Below are 17,980 nucleotides of genomic sequence, written 5' to 3'. Positions count from 1 at the left end.
TTTAGTTGGCGGTCTTGCCGGAGGCGGCTGGTTGGGTTTTATCGATTACCTTGACTTGGCTGCCTTCGCGCAGTTTGTCGGCGCCATCGATCACCAGTTTTTCGTTCACGCCCAGACCTTCCGGAATCGCGACCGTTTCGCCGTCAGCCGGTCCGGCTTTTATCCGCTTTACGCTGATGGTGTTGTCGTCCTTCACCACGTACACGAATGCGCCATTGGCCCCGTGCTGAATGGCGGAGCTAGGGACTAAGGTGGCGGCACGCAAGGTGTCCAGACGCATTTTGATATTGACGAACTGGTTGGCGAACAGGGTGCGGTCTTCGTTATCGAATTGGGCTTTTAATTTCAGTGTGCCGGTGCTGGCGTCGATCTGATTGTCCACCGCCAGCAGCTTGCCGCTGGCCAGTTTTTGCCGGCCGGCCCGGTCGTAGGCGTCAATGACCAGCGTCTCGCCGGAACGCCAGCGCCGCATCACCTCGGGTATTACATCTTCCGGCAGCGTGAACACCACCGAGATCGGCTGAATTTGGGTGATGACCGCCAGGCCACTGACGTCGCTGGCGCGGACCATGTTGCCTTGATCCACCAGCCGCAAACCGATTCGGCCGGATACCGGCGCGGTGATGCGGGAATAACTCAGTTGCAGTTTGGCATTGTCGAGTTGGGCGCGGTCGATTTCGACGCTGCCGCGATATTGCTTGACCAGCGCGGCTTGGGTGGCGGTTTGCTGGGCGGCGATGGAGTCTTGCTCCAGCAAGGTTTGATAGCGGGCTTGGTCGATTTCGGCGTTTTTTAGCAGCGCTTCGTCGCGCAGCAATTGGCCTTCGGCTTGTTGCACGGCCACTTGATAAGGTCGGGGATCGATTTCGGCGAGCAGTTCGCCTTGTTTAACCGCTTGGCCCTCGGTAAACGCCACCCGGATCAGTTCGCCATCGACGCGCGAGCGCACTGTCACGGTGTGCAGTGGGGTGACGGTGCCCAAGCCGTTTAGGTAAATCGGCAAATCGCCTTGCCAGCTTGAGGCGACTGCGACGCTGATGGGAATGTTTTCGTTGGGATTGGCGTGCGCATCCTGGTTTTCCCGCGGATGCTGGCCGGCATGGTGCAAATAATAGCCGCCCGCCGCGACCGTTAATAGGAGAATAGTCGCCCAGCGCCAGCGCGACCTCGGCTTTAATGCGGAAAAATCCTGATCCTGGTTCATAGCCATGCGAATAACAATAAGTGGGAGCCGGCGTCATGCCGGCCAGTCGAGTCTAGCGGCACAACTAAAAAAGGCATCTTGAAGATGCCTTTTTCGGATTGTCTGCCGCTGTCGTGACGATCAATCGTAATGGTAGTGTTTGCGCAAAGGCTTGACCACTTCCCAATGGCTGTCCAGGCCTTCATGAAACATCACCAGGTCGCCAGGTAAAATCCGCACCGGCTCTCCGCCCACTGGAGTGACGATGATTTCGCCTTCCAACACATAAGCGGTTTCGGTTTCGTCGAAATCGATGGTGAATTTGGAAATTTCTTTTTCCCAGATCGGCCAGCTCGATACGCCCAGCTCTTTTAAACGTTCTTCGCTGGGGTTATGTTCAACGGTAATTTGGCTCATGGGTTTCCTGTTTGAATGAAGTTGATCGAGCGGCGGATTTTAGCATTGTTGCCGAGCCGCAGCTATGAATCGGTGGTTTCGTCCGGTAATTGCTTCAGATCGTCCGCGCGGCGCAGCCTGTTACGCCGTTCCGTCCCGACCGTGAGGTTGTCGGCATTGTTCTCCAACTTGGGCTCGCTTTGCTGGTAGATTTGAAATTCGGTGACGGAATTTATCGTGGTCAGCGTCGGCTCCTTGTTCAAATAATCGTTAAGCCAGACCACCAGTAACGCGATTGCCAGGCTGGCCGCGCCGGCGATGCCGGCGTCCCGGCCGTAATCGGGTTTCACCGGCTTATCGGGCAGCGAGGCCCAATCCACGACGTCCAGTTGCGGATTGCTTTGCCGTTGTTTGACGTCGATTTCCACTAGACGTTGTTTGGTTTGTTGCAATAATTCCTCCAACTTAAGCAGTTCTTCCTGCATGGCTTTGTGTTTGGCGAATTGATTGGTGTATTCGGCGGCTTTTTGTTTATGCTCGGCCATTTGCTTTTGAATGGTCAATACGGTGCGGTGCGCCGCACCGTAGGCGTTTTCGGCCTCTTGCGTGGCATAGCTCGAGCCGGCTTGTTCTTTGCTTGCAATTTTTTCATCCAGCTCGGCCAATTGGGTTTTTAAATTGCGCAGGCTGGGGTGAAATTCGATGTATTCGTCGGTGTATTGGCTCCTTTGCGCTTCCAGGCGTTCGCGTAGGCGTTCGGCTTGCTGGGTTAACGCCGCCAGACTTTGCGAATCGGCTTCCGGCACCACGGCTTTGCCTTCCGCGACGGCGGCATGAATGGCGTCCAGTTTGGCCTTGGCTTTCGCTTCTTCTTCCATGGCGGCATTCAAGGAAGTATTTAAACCTTGTAAGCGGGCGTGGGCCTCGTTATCGGTGCTCTCCAGGGAGAGGATGTCATGCTGCAAGCGGAACGATTCAATGTCCTGGCGTTTGTCGCGGACTTGTTGTTCCAGGCGAGTCAATTCCGATTTGATCGAGGTACTGGCTTTATCGGTGATTTCGGCAATGTACTCCGCGCGAATTTGCTGGTAGGTTTTGATCCAGGTATTTAAGGCCATTTGCAGGAATTGCGGATGACTGCCTTCAGCCGCCAATTGCACTAGATTGGTGTCCGCAACCGGTTTTACCTGGAACAGCTCTTTTAGCTGGTTGATATTGGGATGCTCGATACCAGCCTGCTGTTTTAGCGTCTCGGTGGTTTTTGCCAATACCGGTTGTCCCAGCAAGACCTGCTTTTGAATGTTGACATGCTCCAGATCCGCCTCTGCATGAGTTTGATCAATATCGGTTGCCGCAGTCGTCAATACCAAGGCTTGGCTTTCAAAAACCGCCGGCTGGAGAAAGACATAGGTTTCGGTAATCAGTAGCAAGGGCAGAAGTACCAGCAAAAATAAGGTCCGGCGCCGTAAACGGCGTGGCCAAGGCGTTGGATGGGAACGGTAAAAGTCGTCTCCGACGATCTGGAAATCATGGCGATAAGGAAACATCACGATTCTCTCCCTGGCGCTAAGTCCGCAGGTTATAGTTTTTGTTGTAATCCGCTTTGCGGAAAATTTTCTCAGCGATCCCTGTCGAGAAAATTTTTAACGCCCGGACCGAGTCTGTGCAAGTCGGCTTCGGTCAAGGGCGATTAAACGACTGTCTGGTTTTGTTGTTGTCGCTACTGACTGCTAACTTCAGTGGGAATTTTGATTGCTCAAGACTTAATTGATAGCCCATTTTCAGGCTTTAGAGCTCAAGATCCGCGCTGGCTGGTCTGCTCTGGTGCCTAAACAGTCAATATCGGCGAGCTGCCAGTTTAAACCAATACAAAAATCAAGCAATTCTTAATTTGCCAACGGCTATAAAGGCTGGGCTTCAGTTTGAGGTTATGTCGGGTCAATAATCGAAGGCGCCAAAGGCGGTGACTTGAACCGAAAGCGATTAGCAAATCGGTTGTAGGCGTGTCACTCAAATCCAAGATATTAGGCCACGATAAAATCTGCTTCGCCTATACTAAAAAGCCTATTGGATTTGTGATCCGCCGCCGGTTTGCGGGCTTTTTGTTCGGACAAGATCGGGTGAACTAGGTATGCTGGCTAACTGGCGTCCGAGGCCTGTCGGACACAATTTTCCTTGATGCCGTTTTGGCGGCTATTTTTCAAATTTTTGGATTTCTACAAATCCCCGATTGGATTGGTATGGCAGATAAAGAGGATGGAATACTCAGAATTCATGTATATGAGCTGAGAGTGGGTATGTGCGTAAGCCGTCTGGAAGCGCCAACGGCGGATTCACCTTTTTTATTGGATAGAATTGTGATTGAAAGTCATGCGGATATTCAAGCCATCCAGGCGATTTGTGATTATGTCTATATCGATGTCAAATACCAAAAATCCTTCTCCGGGGCGATTCCCACCAGAAATACCGAAGCGCGTAAACATCTGAGCTTTGCGCGATCTTTTAACCAAACCGCCAATACCTTTCAACGCACCGGTAATTTAATTAAAACGGTGATGGACGATATTCGTTTTGGGAATCAATTTAGTGTCAGTGAGGTTAAACAAGCTGTTTCCGAGTGCGTCGATAAGGTATTGGAAAACCCCGATACGATGCTGTTGCTGACCCAAATTAAAGATCAGGATCAATATACTGCGCAACATAGTATGAATGTTTGCATATTGTCTATTCTGTTGGGTCGGGAGTAGAATTTCTCGATGGAAGATCTGAATAAAGTGGGTTTTTGCGGCTTGATGCACGATGTCGGTAAAATGAAAGTGCCGCTGGAAATCCTTAATAAACCGGGCTCTTTAGAAGACTATGAAATGGACATCATGCGTAAGCACACGCTCTACGGACGCAACGTGTTAATGTCGGCTCGTAATGTCTATCCCGGCGCTGTTGACGTTGCCTACGATCATCACGAGCATTTGGCCGGCACCGGTTATCCGAGAGGTTTGAACAAAACCACACTATCGATATTTACCAAGCTGGTAGCGGTGGTCGATACCTACGATGCCATCACCAGTGACCGGGTGTATCAGCGTGGTAAGCCGCATCTTATGGCGTTGGGAATTTTGGTAAAAGGGATGGGACAGCAATTTGAAGCTAATTATGTGACGCAATTTATCAATTGCATCGGATTTTATCCGCAAGGTAATTTAGTGGAATTGAGCAGCGGTGAAGTCGGCTTAATAGTCGAGCAAAATAAGGCCGATAGGCTTAAGCCAAAAATATTGCTGATTCAAGATGGCAATAAAAATCCTATTGAAGAGAAGATACTCGATTTGTCCTTGAATATTGCCGATGCAAGCGGTAAGCGCTATGGTGTCAAACAGGTGATAAGGCCGCAGGATTGTGGTGTCGATTTAGCCAAGTATTATCAAGACGGCAAGTTTACGAAAGAATATGTGGTAGTTGGCTAAGGGTTTAGTTCTGTAAATTATCTTCCTTGGATATTGTTTTTCAACATGGTTAAAAAAATTAATATTAACCAGCTCAGAAAAGGTATGTTTGTTTGCGGCACCGATCGGAAGTGGCTAGATACCCCTTTTTTCAGAACTAAATTTCTGATTTCATCTGATAAACAAATTAATACCTTAAAAGAGTATTGCCAAACCGTTTCTATCGATACCGGCAAAGGTATCGACGTGGATAAGCCCGCTGAAACCGACATAATCGATTTCGGCAGCCCTGCGGCTGCGGAGATGCGCAGCTGCGCCGAGGAAAGCGATTCTGCTTACCCAGTGAATTGCATCGTCGAATTGCAGACCGATGAATTGGCGGTGGTGGTCCAGGAAAACTCACAATCGCCCTTGCAACCGTTAGTGAAGGTGATCACCAATCCGCAGAAACAACTGCTGTTTCATGAGCGCCTGCTTGATCTGGCGGATGAGCGGCAAAATCAGACCAAGATAATCAGGGTGTTGGCTAGTGACGAACCGATTGTCGAGTTACTGAAAATGTTTGTCGAACTGGAAAGGACTTAGGCAGCCAATCACTCAGGCGAGTTGTTGGGTCTTGCTTAACAGCTCATTACTCAGGGCAATGACAGCACGCGGGTCGATTTCGGCAATGGAAAAATCGTTTTTATCCAGCTTGAACGGATTGACCGGTGAAGGCGACTTCAAGGCTTTATTGATGGCGGTTTGATAAATTCGACTGATCGGCGTTGGCCCGAACAAGGTAATCGACGGCCGGTTTAAACCCCAGGCCATATGCGTCGGTCCGGTATCGTTACCGATCACTAAATCGGCCTTGGCCAGCGCCGCTTTCAAATCATTGAGGCTTAATTGCGGTAATACCCGCGCCAGGCTGCGTTCTGCCAGCCATTGCGCCATCCAGTGCTCCTTCTCGTTGCCCCAACTGATCAGAAAATTAGCTTCCAGGCCGAAGATGACCTGTAGAAATTTTTCTAATGGGTAGTTACGGCTGGGCCAAGTTGAGCCGATGACCAGAATGATGTTGGGTTGATCGGTTAGAAAATATTCATCCAAGGCCGTTTGCGGCGGCTGAAAAAACAAAAACGGCTGCTTTGCCTGGATTTGCTCAGTTGTTACATGCAGACCCAGCGGCTGGGTCAGCACGGCGACATTGCGATCGATGGTGTTGGCGTCGTAAGGGTAGGCGACATGCCGGCTATAGAACAACGCCGCCCATTTTTCCCGGATTGAGGCTTGATCGAAACCCACACAATTGGCCGACAGCAAGCGCGAGACTACTGCGGACTTAATCAAACCTTGGGCATCCAGCACTAAGTCGTAACCCTGCTCGGCATAAGTACGTATTTTGTTTATCTCGGCAAAGACACGCCATTTGTCGGTTTTCAGGGCTTTTAAATTCACACCCAAAATATTATCCAGGTGTGGATTGTCGGCCAGTACGCCGACGAAGCGTTCTTCAACTATCCAGTCGATTTGCGCCAGCGGTAAGGCGGCTTTGATGAATTGCAAGGCTGCCATCGCATGAACGATGTCGCCCAAAGCCGACAATTTGACGATGGCAATTTTCATCGCTCAGGCTTCCAACGCCGCCATTACCTGCTCCGGCCGAATTTCCGTTAAGCAGCGAGTATGGCCCAACGGACACTCTCGCTTAAAGCACGGCGAACAATCCAGGTTTAAATCCAGAATCTTCGCCTCGGGATGTAGCGGCGGGGTAAAGCCGGGGTCGGAAGAGCCATAAACTGCGATCAGTTTTTTATCCAGTGCCGCAGCGACGTGCATCAGGCCGGAATCGTTGCTGACGACCGCGTCAGCCAAGGACAACAAGTCCACCGCATCCGCCAACGAGGTAATGCCGGCGAAGTTACGGCAAATGCCGCCCGATAGGTCATTGATTTGTTCCGCAACGGCTTTGTCTTTGTCGGAACCGAATAACCAGACTTGCCAGCCTTGTTCTTCCATTTGCCTAGCTATAGCAGCGTAATGCTCGCTCGGCCAGCGCTTGGCCGGACCGTATTCCGCGCCGGGACACAGAGCCAGGATTTTACTGACAATAGGGCGCAACTCTTCCGAGCCCTCAAGCAGAGCGCTGGGGTGGGGGATTTCGATTAAATCCGCGCCGGTGATCTCGAATTTTTTGCAGACGCCTAATTGTTGCTCGATTGTGATCGCCAGCTTCGGAACCGGGTAAGTTGGTGGCTGCGGCGCCTCTTTCGGTAAACCCAGCGCCACGAAACGTTGCACGGTCATGGTCAGTACAGTCTTATCCAACGTGCGCACATCGTTCAATAGGCCGCGGCGCAGTTCGCCGAGAAAACCGGTGCGTTTGGGGATATGCGCAAAGAACGGAATAACGGCTGACTTCCAGGAATTGGGCAGTACAATCGCCTGATCGTAATGCTGGTTTTGTAGTTCCCGGCCTATGCGGATTCGCCCCCGCAAATCAAACTGCCCGTGGCCCAACGGCATCGTCAGGCCTTTATGCACTTCCGGCATGCGCTCCAATAGAGGCAAGGACCACGCCGGGGCCAGCACATCGATCAGGCAGTCGGGATGTTGTTGCTTTAGGGTGATGAACAGGCTTTGCGCCATCACCATGTCGCCGACCCAGGACGGGCCGACGACCAGGATTTTATAAGCTTGCTCCGCCACTTAGGAAACGAGCGTCAGCCATTCCTTGTGGTCCGCGCGGCGACCTTGCACGTAGTCGAAATACAGGGCTTGCAGTTTTTCGGTGATAGGTCCGCGGCTGCCGGAACCGATGTCGCGGTTGTCGTATTGGCGGATTGGCGTGACTTCGGCGGCGGAACCGGTGAAGAAGGCTTCGTCTGCCACATACACTTCGTCGCGGGTGATGCGTTTTTCGATCACTTCGTAGCCTTGTTCGCGGGCGATGGTGATCAAGGTGTCGCGGGTGATGCCTTCCAAAGCCGACGTCGTTTCCGGCGTATAGATTTTGCCGTTACGGACGATGAACAAGTTTTCTCCGCTGCCTTCCGCGCAGAAACCTTCGTGGTCCAACAGTAAGGCTTCGTCGTAACCGGTGGACAAGGCTTCCTGAAGGGCCAGGATGGAGTTGATGTAGTTGCCGTTGGCCTTGGCTTTGCACATCGTACTGTTGACGTGGTTGCGGGTGTACGACGAGGTACGGATGCGGATGCCTTTTTCCATGTTTTCCGCGCCCAAATAAGCGCCCCAAGTCCAGGCCGCGACCATGACGTGGACTTTCAGGTTATCGGCGCGCAAGCCCATGCCTTCGGAACCAAAGAACACCATGCTGCGGATATAAGCGCTGTCCAGATTGTTTTTGGCGACGGCGTCGCGATGCGCCTGATTGATCTCTTCCTTGGAAAACGGCATTTTCATGTTCATGATATGCGCGGAACGGAACAGACGGTCGGTGTGTTCGGCCAGTTTGAAAATCGCGGTGCCGGCATCGGTTTTATAAGCGCGCAAACCTTCGAAGACGCCACAGCCGTAATGCAGGGTATGAGTCAAGACGTGGACTTTTGCATCGCGCCAATCAACCCATTTTCCGTCTAGCCAAATCAACCCGTCTCTATCATCCATCGTTGCCATTATCTGAACCTGTTTTGTTTAGTGATTATTGCTGCGCCGCGTCGGCTTAAAAGTGACGGAAATTGTACTATAAAGCGCTCTCCGGCAATACCGGCTGCGCAGAAGTCCTGATTTTGGCGTGAGACTGCGTTTGGCAGGCCCAAGATGGATTGTGGGCACCGGTGAATTAATTCACTGATTCCACGTGGCATAGGTTACCGACGGCAAGCGCTGTTTGCGATAACTTAAACTCAGCGTCAATTTTTAGAAGTTGCCTAAATTTGGAAAAATCTTACAGCTATGATTTTTAAAGGCTTTTGTTAGTTGGCGTCACTTATGCTGGTCATTTAGTAGTCAAATCGGCAGATTCGGGAGAGCGTCATGGAAACAAGCAATGAAGTCAACGAAATTAGCACCCTGCGTATCGTGTTTATCGAAACGTTAAGCAGGCAGTTTATCGCCATTACCGGTTGCGGCATTTATGTATACCTCAATCCGCTGACGATTAACGAATTGTTCAACCGCTATTTAAGCAGCAGCGTGCCTATCAATGTGTTTGCCAGGCAATGCGTCAGAAATATAGTGGCTTAATGTTGCGTAGCCGACCCGGACGACTAGCGTCGTCCAGGACGTCTTTTAGCCAAATAGCGTCGTTAGGCTTTGGCAAAGCGCCGGCGTGAGAAGAAGAGCACCGCCAACAACAGCAAGGCCAGCGCCGCTTGTCCGGCAATCAAGCTTAGACAGGCTGCCGGATTTGCCGGATACGCAAAGGCAAAGCGCGGTTGGTCGTGGCTCAGTTCATCGCTCCAAGCGCTATCGCTCATGATCTTGGGGACGAAATAGTCGCGCCATTGATCTTCAAAGTGATTGACTGCCTGAATATATTCGGCATAGCGCGGCGCGTCGATGCCGGCCAGCCTATCCGCCATTTGCACGGCCGCCAGCGCCGGCGACAGCCAGGACCACGCTTCCAAAAACTCGAATTGCCCCTGGCGGGTGCTGTCGAAGCGGTACATCACCGGTCTGATCTGTTGATCCAGAACCAAACCGGCCGGCAAACCGGCGATTTCGCGCGGTAACTCTTTGCCGGTTTGCGGCAGCTGCAGATCGGGATGATTGCTATACCACTGCGTCAGCAGCGCTTGGCGTTGTTGATTGTTTTGCTCCTGGAACTGGCGGATGGCGATGATGCTATCCAGCCGGGAAGGCATCGGCGCATGTTGGTCGGCTGCCCAGGTCAGCAAGGCCGGGCCGGCAAAGGTCAAAACCAACCAGACGCCCAGCATGCCGATGGCCGCCGCCCCAGAGGAGAAGGGCAGCAGCAGGAACAAGCCGGCGATGCCAAACCACACCAGTGTGTACAGGCCGGCGAACGCCAGCCAATAAACCAGCGTTTCCAGGCTAAATGCCGGATCGAGCCATAGCGCCAACAGCGAACTGCTGAAAACCGCCAATACCACCACGCTATACCGCACGCTCAGCGCCGCACACACCAAGCGCCAGGGTGCCGACATTTGCGTGCAGACCAAACGCCAGACGCCGCTCTCCCGGTCTTCCTGCACCAGGCCGTAGCTCAAGGCAATCACCATCAGCGGGGTCAGTAACGCGAACACGGTGGCAAAGTCCAGCATGCCCAACTCATGCAGCATCGGGTTGAACAACTGATCGCTGTTACGGCCGTCGGTGTGGCGGCTGCGAGTGGAGATTTTGATGCCGGTACTTAAAAAATCCAGTTGCCGCACGCTCAAGGCCAAACCGCTCAGGGCCGGCAGCCGCAAAGGCGGCGCGGCGGCGCTGGCGGCAAATGCATTGGCTTTGGGGGTGTGGTCCGCCGCTTTCGGGGCGTCATGCATCTCCGCTTGATTGGACATCGCGTTGACGGTCTGCGGGGCTGCGGTGCCGTGTTGACGGAATTCGCGCGCAGCCAAACCCGACCAAACGGCGCTAGCCAGCATCACCAGCAGAAACAAACCTGTCACCCACAGATTTAAGCTGTTGCGTTTAAAACGCAGCCATTCGATGGCGATTAACTGCATCATGGCACCAGCCTCCGAGCGGAAAGACTCAATAAGCCCACCGATAAACCCAACCACAGCAATAGCACTAGTAGATCTAGCTCGGCGGTGCGCAAGGCAAAGCCGATGTCCGGGGCTTGATAGCTAAAGTCCGCCACGCTACGCCAATCGGCCTCAGCGCCGGTGGCCTTGCGCTCCGTGCCGCGGCTACGCTCGCGATCCCAGTCTTCGGTCAGGTTGATAAAATAGTGCCGATATTGTTCGGCGGCGTCCTCAAAATGCCGTTGATGTGCTAAATCCATGCCGGCTAAGGTCATAGACAATGAACGCAGCGCCAGGCTGGGGCCTAGCCAGGAAGCCAGATGGCTCAAGTGTTGTTGTTTAATAAAATTGTCGCGCAAGGCGTCGAAATGCAGCGCGTGCACCTTAACGGAATAGGCATCGTTGTGCTGGCGATTTAAGGACACGAAACCGACCGGCAAATCTTCCTTGCGGGAAACCCCGTACTGCGCCAACACTTGTGCTTCGAAGGCTTTGGCGCGTTGTTCATGGTCGCCGTCGTGGTCTAGACCGTGGTCGATGTCATCCTTGATCTCACGCCAGAATTCGCTGGCGCTGGGATTGGGCGCCAGCATTTCCGCAGTGACGGCGCCCAGGCGCGGGGCGATAAACACGCTGGCCAACCAAAAGCCCAGCAGGCAAAACAAAGTCGTGCGGCTGGTGTTGAAAGACGCGGAAGCGGCGATGGCGACTGCGGCGAAGACGCCGTAGTACAGATTCAACAGCAGCATCAAAACCAGCAGGCGCAGTACGTCGTCCAGCGTAAATGCGAAGTGGCCCAGCAGTATCACGGCGGCTACCAACAGCGCCGGTGCCAAGACCAGGGCAAACGCGCTCAGCAAGCCCAGCAATTTGCCGAACAACAACTGGCCGGCGTTAACCCCCAAACTGTGTAACATCCGCAACGTGCCGGATTCGCGTTCCTGGCTGACCGAGTTAAAAGTCAAGGCCACAATCAATAGCGGCAATAGCGCGGTCAACACAAAGCTGGTGGCGGCTTGGCCGAAGCGGCCGGCCAACACTTGGTCCGCTGCCGGGCTGAACCGGGTCAGATTGCGCTTATGCGGCTCCAGCCATAAAGACTGGCCGATATACGGCCGCAAACCCGGATCCAGAGCCGCCGCCGGCGTGTCCGGCTTAAACACGTAGATGCCGTAATGCGCGGCAGAGTGTGGGTTTTTCACGCTCTGAGTATTCCACTGTTCCTTGGCGGTGGTGCCGACGCGGTGTTTTTCCGCGCGCAATTGCTGCAATTCATAGGCTGACGCCAGGAAAAAGCCGACAAACAATAGCAATAGGGCAATGCCCAAAGTCAGCAAGCGGCCGTCGCGCAGTGTGGCGAGAAACTCCTTGCGAATGATGGTTTTGATCATGCCAGCCCCCGGGCATGCGCCAGATATTTTTGCTCCAGTTCGTCGTGTTGCACGGTGTGGGCGTCGAATTCTTCCACCAGTCGGCCGCTTTTCATGATGCCGATGCGGTCGGCGACTTGCTTGGCGTTGAACAAATCATGGGTGGCCATCAACACCGCCATGCCTTGATCGGCGGCGGCGCGGATGCGTTGGGCAAAGTCGTTGGCCGCGCTGGGATCCAGGCCGGAGGTCGGCTCGTCCAGCAACATGGCTTTGGCCTGTTTCGCCGAGGCAATCGCCAAGCCCACTTTTTGCCGCATGCCTTTGGAATACGCCGCCACCCGTTTACCGTGAGCATCCGCTTGCAGGCCGCTGTCCAGTAACAAACGACGGGCTTGCTCGTCATGCAAACGAATATTCGCCAGCGCGCAGAAATAAGTCAGATTTTCCAAGCCGCTCATTACCTCGTACAGCGCGACGTTTTCCGGTAAATAGGCCAGTTTCGTCCGCACCAGATCGGGATTGGCGTGCGGCGATTCGCCTTCGATCAGCACCTGTCCGCTACTGGGCTGGTTGAAGGTCAAAAACGTGCTGATGGTTGTCGACTTGCCGGCGCCATTGCCACCCAGCAGCGCGTAAACGCAGCCCTTGGGGATGTGTAAATTTAAATTATCGACCGCACGGTGTTGTCGGTACTCGACAACCAGGTTGCGGGCGGCCAATACGGGGGGCTCTGCGTTCATATAAGGTATTTGGGTTAAGGTGAATGATCTGCGACTGTCAGCTGGATTGGCTGCCGCCGCGCCCGGCATGTTTAGTATTTTAACGATAGACTGACGTAATAGGTGCGTTGTGCCAATGGGATATTTTCCTGGATATACTGAGCCAGGGTATTGGTGATAGCCAATTGTGCGCTATTTGATTTGTTTATGAATCGATAGTAAATGATCATTATCGACCCGTTGCGGACTATCGTTTGATCTGATTTAATGGCAGCAGCCTGGCTGTTAGCGGACATTATTTTCTCTGCCGAATGATATACAGAAAAGAAGATCATACCCAGGTCAAAAAATTATCGTGCCACAGATCATTTTTTGGCTGACATACCTAAACTATCTAATGGACCGCAAATGAAAATCCTGTTGAATGACGGATTGTATTTTAAATACGGAATAAGGCTATTTTAGTGAAGACCAAAAAAATCAAATCGAATGCCACATGGATGGTTGCTCTAATACTGATTAGCACCATATTTCTTTCAACGATGTTGATAACATATGGAGAAGATAAGGCAAAGGAATTGGGTTTTGAGATTGCTAAGCTTGTTGCCCAACTTACGCTTATCGGTATAACCGGTGGTATTGCAGTTCAAAATTATATATCTCAACAACGACAACACGAAGCTATGCGCGAACTACGCGCAAAATGTCAACAAAGCCTTGTTAGAGCATATGTAGGAGTAAAAAAAGCGAGACGTGAGCTTAGAGCGGGATTGAGCCGTAACGCAGCGTTTTCTGCTCCGGTCATAGACGCCTATGTGCCAAGGGAAGACTATATCGAACAAATGGGTGTAATTAATGACTTACAACTAGAGCTTGAGGTTTTGATTCTAGAAGGCAATGCTCTACCTGATTTGTTTAAAGCTTGGAGTGAAATACGTAAAGAGATTTCCAAAATGCGAGATTTTTTAAGCTCTATGATTACTGAGTACGAAGAAGTGTCTCGGAAGGAGGGGCATATTGATCATCTCTATTTAAAAAATCTTCCAAAACTAGCAGATATGTTACATGGGCCAAAAGACGAGAAATATAGAGAACGCTTTACAGAACCATTCCATAAAGCATTGCACAATATTCAAATTGAAAGAATTGATGGTTAAGTACAGTGATATTGATAAGTCTATTCGGCAACCGACCTGCGTAGGCTAGATCAATCTTTTTCGCTGCTTTCAGATAATCTATGCAGCAGCTAAGGTAACACGACACCATTCAGTCATTTGCAATACATGGACTGCATATTCTTCAGCCTTTTGACCGGAACCATTATAACGACGAATCGCTTCAGCTAAATTGCCTTTAGCATCATGAAGTTTACTGTCCATTTCTGTGATCAATCGTTTCAAACATTCAGAAAAGTTGTACCATTTCTTATCTCGAAAGAATTCTAAATCATCGACAATGTGCTGTAAGTCGTATTGAAAAATTCCATATCCTTTGTAAACCCATTCTTTATCCTGAAATTTTTTCAGCCTACGTGTAAGGTTTGCCTCGAAGATTAGTTGATCAGTAAGAACTTTGTTATAACGAGCACAAAAGGCTGCAGTGTTGATCGGAAATGCTTTACGGGTGGTATTGGGATAATCGCCACTGGCGTCAAATACGCAACGGGCAAGTATTTGTTCAGGCGGCATTTTATCGATCCAAGCTAGCCATTCTATTGCTGTTTCTTTGCACGCAATAGCGCATACGATGTCTACATCATACGCTTTTCCTGATATTGCTTTGGTAATCTCAGGGCCGAAGTTATTCATCAGCCAGGTTTTCACACGAAGGCATTGGTTTTGATTCAATGGAGGTGGCGTCTTTGCTGTATAGCTAAAGTTTTTAGGTATTTCTGGTAGTGCTTTTCTCGCAGCCAGGATATTTGCCGCAATCACATTTGTATTGCCAGTACTCCGAAAAAGTGCGGCCCAGGTTTTGGGACCAACGATGCCGTCTTCAGTTAGATTGTCCTCATCGGATATGATTTGACTATTAAAATATTTTTGAAAGCCTAGTACCGTCGCTTCTGTAGCGCTGCCAAAAATACCATCAGCAACGCCACAAGGTGGTTTAATTTGCAGCGTAATCAATGCTTGTTGCACCGCACGAACATCCTCGCCGCGAATTAACGGAAAGCGATACGATAAATAGCGAGTGAACTCCATGTTTAATCTCTCCGGCAGCTGTTGATTTGGTCAATAATTCGATTAGCGGCTGCCTGAGCACCACGTAAGCCGTCGGTAACCGCAACCGATGCGGATCCATCTGCTAGGCCTCGGCTGGTAAACTGCAGCGCCTTCTTTGCTGACTGACAACGGTCTGCAGCGCTTAATTGATCAGTCCCAGCTAGGAAAAGCTCGGCGGAGGCTGCTAGGTGATCCCTGCGAGGATTGGGCGGGAGCCCTGACAATTCAACAACTGCCTTTCGAGCCAATGGTACTCCTTCTGGTCGTGTACGGAAATTGGCACCACAATAAAGTGCACGAGCTTGGTGTTCGGAAAACTCGATAAGTTGGTCATTTGAAAAGTTTCCAGACCGTGCCTTGGCGTAGTCCGCAGCGGCACAATCCATTCGTTTCCGCGCTGATTCCGTGTATGGTGGACAAGCAGCTGTCTCAGACGTTTCTGCCCGAGCTAGTATCAAACACGCGCGGGCGTGGATGGCAAACAATTTCGGGCAAGCCTCGTTCATTTTGCCGTCTTGAGCAATGCATTCGGAATCGATAGCCTCGACTTCTATTTCATCGTATTGCTTAGCGTTTTCGAGGTCTTGCCAATCGCTGAGCTGCCAGACTGGGCCACAGCACCCGGACATAACCATTGTAATCACAGCAAATAGTAATAGTTTCATTACTTCAACTCCGAAAGAACCACAGGTAAGTCGATACCGTCTTGGCGAGCGTGGTGGACCAACGTAACTAAAGCGTCGAATGCGGCCTGTGCATCTTCATCTTCGGGCAGGGATTCTTTAGCAGAAGCCCGCGTGGCAGTCGAAATTAGCTGGTTGACCACCGTTGGAGTAATTGGACCAGGAATTCGCAATTCTGCGATTGAGGATTGATTGAGAGCATTCGCAATTTGACTTGGTACGTTCTCCGGTACATCGTTTAATGAGCGACTAGCTAATAATATTTGGCGGAACTGGTTCAAGCCGTCCACTAATTGCTGACGGCTTTCAAATAAGCCAAGCTTGGCGGGTGTGTCGTTACCGTATCGATCCCACAAGCGATCCAACGCATTGTCGCGCAAAACCGCGTCTGCCAAATCAACATCAAACCCCGGTTGGTCTTTTTGACTTGCTAAAACCTTATTAAATATTGATGCTTCCATAAGAACAGATCGCACTTCCTCTGGAGTCACGGTACCAAACTCAATTAGACCGGTTGCGATTGGCGCTGAAAGAACCCTGGCGCGCCACCTTTGGTACTGAGCAACGCCCAATTTAACGCCCAGCGACAACAATATACCCAGGCCAGCGAGCGGACCAAGTCCGACTCCCGCGATTTCCAACCCCGATAACATAGGAGTCGCTTTTTGAAGCAATCCACCCAGCCAGGAAGAGTCATCCTGCTTGTTGCCTATCAAAGCATTAGTAGCTTCTTCCAATAATTTGACATGATCGTCTGTCGCGGTATCGCCTGAAATTCCTTCAACGGCTGATAATGCATTTTTCGCTTTCTTGACTGTGTCGCGAAATCCTTTTGGTAATAAGTTTGGCGGTAGATGGGGCTCAATGACATCCAATACAGTGGATGCAAGCGCGAGATGGCGATTCAATTTTTCGAGTATGGTACTGAATTGACCTTTTCGCGTGGCACCGGCTGCGGCTACTTGACTGGCTGCGGCATCTGCTTGTGCAGCGTCACGTTGTTTTTCTGCTTCTTTCGTACGCGTTTGTGCATCTACCACCTGGTTTAATGCTTGACTGGGAGCTCCCCCCGTACGTGTACCAAAATAGAAGCCAAATACACCGGTGATGATTCCATTTAGGTACCCGGCAATTTCCGGTTTGAGACTTGTGGATCCAGAAAACATCAAAATGGGTATTCCTAACACTGCGACAATTAGTGCGAGAATAGCCCTTACAGATCCCTCGGGTAAACCCATCGGCAAGTCTTTCAACGAAGACGCTTGTTCTGGAGTGAGTTTGCCAGAGCTAATCAGAGTGAAAAAACGTTCTGACAACCACCATAACAGTGCGGCGAAGCAAATTCCAACCAGCAAAGCAATTAGTCCAAGTATCAGCGTGAGTAGACTCGATTTGTCCGCCAAACCGTTTAGGGCGCCACTTAAACCTAAACCAGAAAATATTTTAGTGGTCAGGAGAACCAATAACAAAATGGATCCGCCGAGGAAAAGTATCTGAAGCGGTAGCTTCACTACTGACCACAGAGCTAGTTGATAATTTAGATTTCTGTTAGACATTGATACGGCAGCCACTTTTTATCGAAGAAAGAACAAATACAACTAATCAAATTCGAGGGAAACTCTAGCAGACTAACTAAGTTTCGTAAATTGTTTGCCAAGTCTGACCTTTGCGTCATCATAAATCCATTTTACTTTGTAATGGTCAACAACAACCGGACACCTGTTCAGGCAGCGTTTCAATAAAATTCCTGCTCGAATTCGATCGGAGATTGATAGTCCAATGTCGATTGCGATCGAAAAAGCCAAATAGTCGATCACGCTCAGTTTTGCCGCCTCTTGGGTTTTGAATTTTTCGTAGTTGAGCTGTTCATGCTTCAAGCTACGGAAAAAGCGTTCCGTTTCGGCTCATGCTTTGCTCCATGCGCATCACGGCCAGATGTTGGCGATATTCCCGACTTGCAACTGACTACCACGATCCGAGTGATGCAGCAGACCAAGTAGCGGTTTACGACGCCAGAAGGCCATTTGTAAGGCCTTGACGTAGAGCGAAGTTTGCATGTGCTCATCAATCGCCCAGCCCACGACTTGCCGGGAGAACAGATCAATCACGACCGCGACATAAAGCCAGCCCTGTAGCGTCCAGACATAGGTAATATCCGTCGTCCACACTTGATTCGGCTGAGCGACTTTGAATTGGCGGTCCAGCCTATTGGGTGATATGGCCTCATTGTGGTTACTGTCCGTGGTCACTTTAACAGGCTGTTGAAATTTACCGATATACCTTCGGTTTCGGCGCCATTTCTCG

At 50.9% G+C, this 17,980-nt stretch carries 19 protein-coding genes; 5 read left to right on the top strand and 14 right to left on the bottom strand.

The features are described from left to right. Position 1 precedes the first annotated feature (1 nt). The 3 genes from CWO84_RS17170 to CWO84_RS17160 form a co-directional block, all read right to left on the bottom strand. Positions 2–1,204: an MdtA/MuxA family multidrug efflux RND transporter periplasmic adaptor subunit gene (locus CWO84_RS17170; RefSeq protein WP_033159055.1), complete on the bottom strand. Its 1,203-nt coding sequence runs from the start codon at positions 1,202–1,204 to the stop codon at positions 2–4. A gap of 120 nt (positions 1,205–1,324) precedes the next feature. Then, complete coding sequence (locus tag CWO84_RS17165; RefSeq protein ID WP_033159054.1) at positions 1,325–1,600, bottom strand: cupin domain-containing protein; 276 nt, start codon at positions 1,598–1,600, stop codon at positions 1,325–1,327. Positions 1,601–1,662: 62 nt separating this feature from the next. Further along, positions 1,663–3,129 carry a hypothetical protein gene (locus tag CWO84_RS17160; RefSeq protein WP_133120712.1) on the bottom strand — a complete coding sequence of 489 codons (1,467 nt, stop codon included), beginning with the start codon at positions 3,127–3,129 and terminating at the stop codon, positions 1,663–1,665. 636 nt (positions 3,130–3,765) lie between these two features. On the opposite strand from CWO84_RS17160, the gene CWO84_RS17155 reads away from it, so the two are divergent. Genes CWO84_RS17155 through CWO84_RS17145 form a run of 3 tightly spaced genes read left to right on the top strand, consistent with a single transcriptional unit; the run spans position 3,766 to position 5,607 of the window. Continuing rightward, positions 3,766–4,326: a DUF3391 domain-containing protein gene (locus CWO84_RS17155; protein WP_101054086.1), complete on the top strand. Its 561-nt coding sequence runs from the start codon at positions 3,766–3,768 to the stop codon at positions 4,324–4,326. A 9-nt stretch (positions 4,327–4,335) separates the two neighbouring features. Continuing rightward, complete coding sequence (locus tag CWO84_RS17150) at positions 4,336–5,043, top strand: HD domain-containing phosphohydrolase (RefSeq protein WP_101054083.1); 708 nt, start codon at positions 4,336–4,338, stop codon at positions 5,041–5,043. A gap of 45 nt (positions 5,044–5,088) precedes the next feature. Next, positions 5,089–5,607, top strand: coding sequence for a DUF3391 domain-containing protein (locus CWO84_RS17145; protein ID WP_133120711.1), 519 nt, complete (start codon positions 5,089–5,091; stop codon positions 5,605–5,607). Positions 5,608–5,619: 12 nt separating this feature from the next. Here the strand turns inward: CWO84_RS17145 and waaC are convergent, their stop codons facing one another. Genes waaC through CWO84_RS17130 form a run of 3 tightly spaced genes read right to left on the bottom strand, consistent with a single transcriptional unit; the run spans position 5,620 to position 8,640 of the window. Then, positions 5,620–6,630, bottom strand: a complete 1,011-nt coding sequence (gene waaC, locus CWO84_RS17140; protein ID WP_101054078.1) for a lipopolysaccharide heptosyltransferase I — start codon at positions 6,628–6,630, stop codon at positions 5,620–5,622. A 3-nt stretch (positions 6,631–6,633) separates the two neighbouring features. Beyond that, positions 6,634–7,713 carry a lipopolysaccharide heptosyltransferase II gene (gene waaF, locus CWO84_RS17135; RefSeq protein WP_101054075.1) on the bottom strand — a complete coding sequence of 360 codons (1,080 nt, stop codon included), beginning with the start codon at positions 7,711–7,713 and terminating at the stop codon, positions 6,634–6,636. Continuing rightward, on the bottom strand, positions 7,714–8,640 hold the full coding sequence (locus CWO84_RS17130; protein ID WP_020483273.1) for a branched-chain amino acid transaminase: 927 nt from the start codon (positions 8,638–8,640) through the stop codon (positions 7,714–7,716). Between the two features lie 360 nt (positions 8,641–9,000). On the opposite strand from CWO84_RS17130, the gene CWO84_RS17125 reads away from it, so the two are divergent. Beyond that, positions 9,001–9,210, top strand: coding sequence for a hypothetical protein (locus CWO84_RS17125; protein WP_033159049.1), 210 nt, complete (start codon positions 9,001–9,003; stop codon positions 9,208–9,210). A gap of 62 nt (positions 9,211–9,272) precedes the next feature. Here CWO84_RS17125 and CWO84_RS17120 read toward each other — a convergent pair whose 3' ends face one another. The 4 genes from CWO84_RS17120 to CWO84_RS17105 form a co-directional block, all read right to left on the bottom strand. Then, positions 9,273–10,658: a DUF3526 domain-containing protein gene (locus CWO84_RS17120; RefSeq protein ID WP_033159048.1), complete on the bottom strand. Its 1,386-nt coding sequence runs from the start codon at positions 10,656–10,658 to the stop codon at positions 9,273–9,275. Then, positions 10,655–12,067: a DUF3526 domain-containing protein gene (locus CWO84_RS17115; protein WP_033159047.1), complete on the bottom strand. Its 1,413-nt coding sequence runs from the start codon at positions 12,065–12,067 to the stop codon at positions 10,655–10,657. The genes CWO84_RS17120 and CWO84_RS17115 overlap by 4 nt, the downstream gene beginning before the upstream one ends. After that, positions 12,064–12,789, bottom strand: a complete 726-nt coding sequence (locus CWO84_RS17110) for an ABC transporter ATP-binding protein (protein WP_033159098.1) — start codon at positions 12,787–12,789, stop codon at positions 12,064–12,066. The genes CWO84_RS17115 and CWO84_RS17110 overlap by 4 nt, the downstream gene beginning before the upstream one ends. A gap of 71 nt (positions 12,790–12,860) precedes the next feature. Further along, the gene (locus CWO84_RS17105) at positions 12,861–13,064 is read right to left on the bottom strand and encodes a hypothetical protein (RefSeq protein ID WP_033159046.1); all 204 of its coding nucleotides are present in this window, start codon (positions 13,062–13,064) and stop codon (positions 12,861–12,863) included. A 168-nt stretch (positions 13,065–13,232) separates the two neighbouring features. Between CWO84_RS17105 and CWO84_RS17100 the strand changes: the two genes are divergently transcribed. Further along, entirely contained in the window at positions 13,233–13,925 is a 693-nt protein-coding gene (locus CWO84_RS17100; RefSeq protein ID WP_033159045.1) for a hypothetical protein, read from the top strand. 78 nt (positions 13,926–14,003) lie between these two features. Here the strand turns inward: CWO84_RS17100 and CWO84_RS17095 are convergent, their stop codons facing one another. The 4 genes from CWO84_RS17095 to CWO84_RS17075 form a co-directional block, all read right to left on the bottom strand. Then, positions 14,004–14,972 carry a peptidoglycan-binding protein gene (locus CWO84_RS17095; RefSeq protein ID WP_051670449.1) on the bottom strand — a complete coding sequence of 323 codons (969 nt, stop codon included), beginning with the start codon at positions 14,970–14,972 and terminating at the stop codon, positions 14,004–14,006. 2 nt (positions 14,973–14,974) lie between these two features. Next, complete coding sequence (locus tag CWO84_RS17090; RefSeq protein ID WP_033159044.1) at positions 14,975–15,658, bottom strand: hypothetical protein; 684 nt, start codon at positions 15,656–15,658, stop codon at positions 14,975–14,977. Continuing rightward, a complete protein-coding gene (locus CWO84_RS17085; RefSeq protein ID WP_033159043.1) occupies positions 15,658–17,232 on the bottom strand; it encodes a hypothetical protein in 1,575 nt (524 codons plus the stop codon). Before CWO84_RS17085 ends, CWO84_RS17090 begins: the two co-directional genes overlap by 1 nt. Before the next feature lie 369 nt (positions 17,233–17,601). Further along, positions 17,602–17,980, bottom strand: a 379-nt coding sequence (locus CWO84_RS17075) for a DDE-type integrase/transposase/recombinase (protein ID WP_205800413.1), incomplete at its 5' end; no start/stop codon positions are given.

This window comes from Methylomonas sp. Kb3 (genome assembly GCF_002834115.1).
Lineage (GTDB): Bacteria > Pseudomonadota > Gammaproteobacteria > Methylococcales > Methylomonadaceae > Methylomonas > Methylomonas defluvii.
The sequence above is the reverse complement of the archived record's forward strand: the minus strand, read 5'-3'. Positions and strand labels throughout refer to the sequence as shown.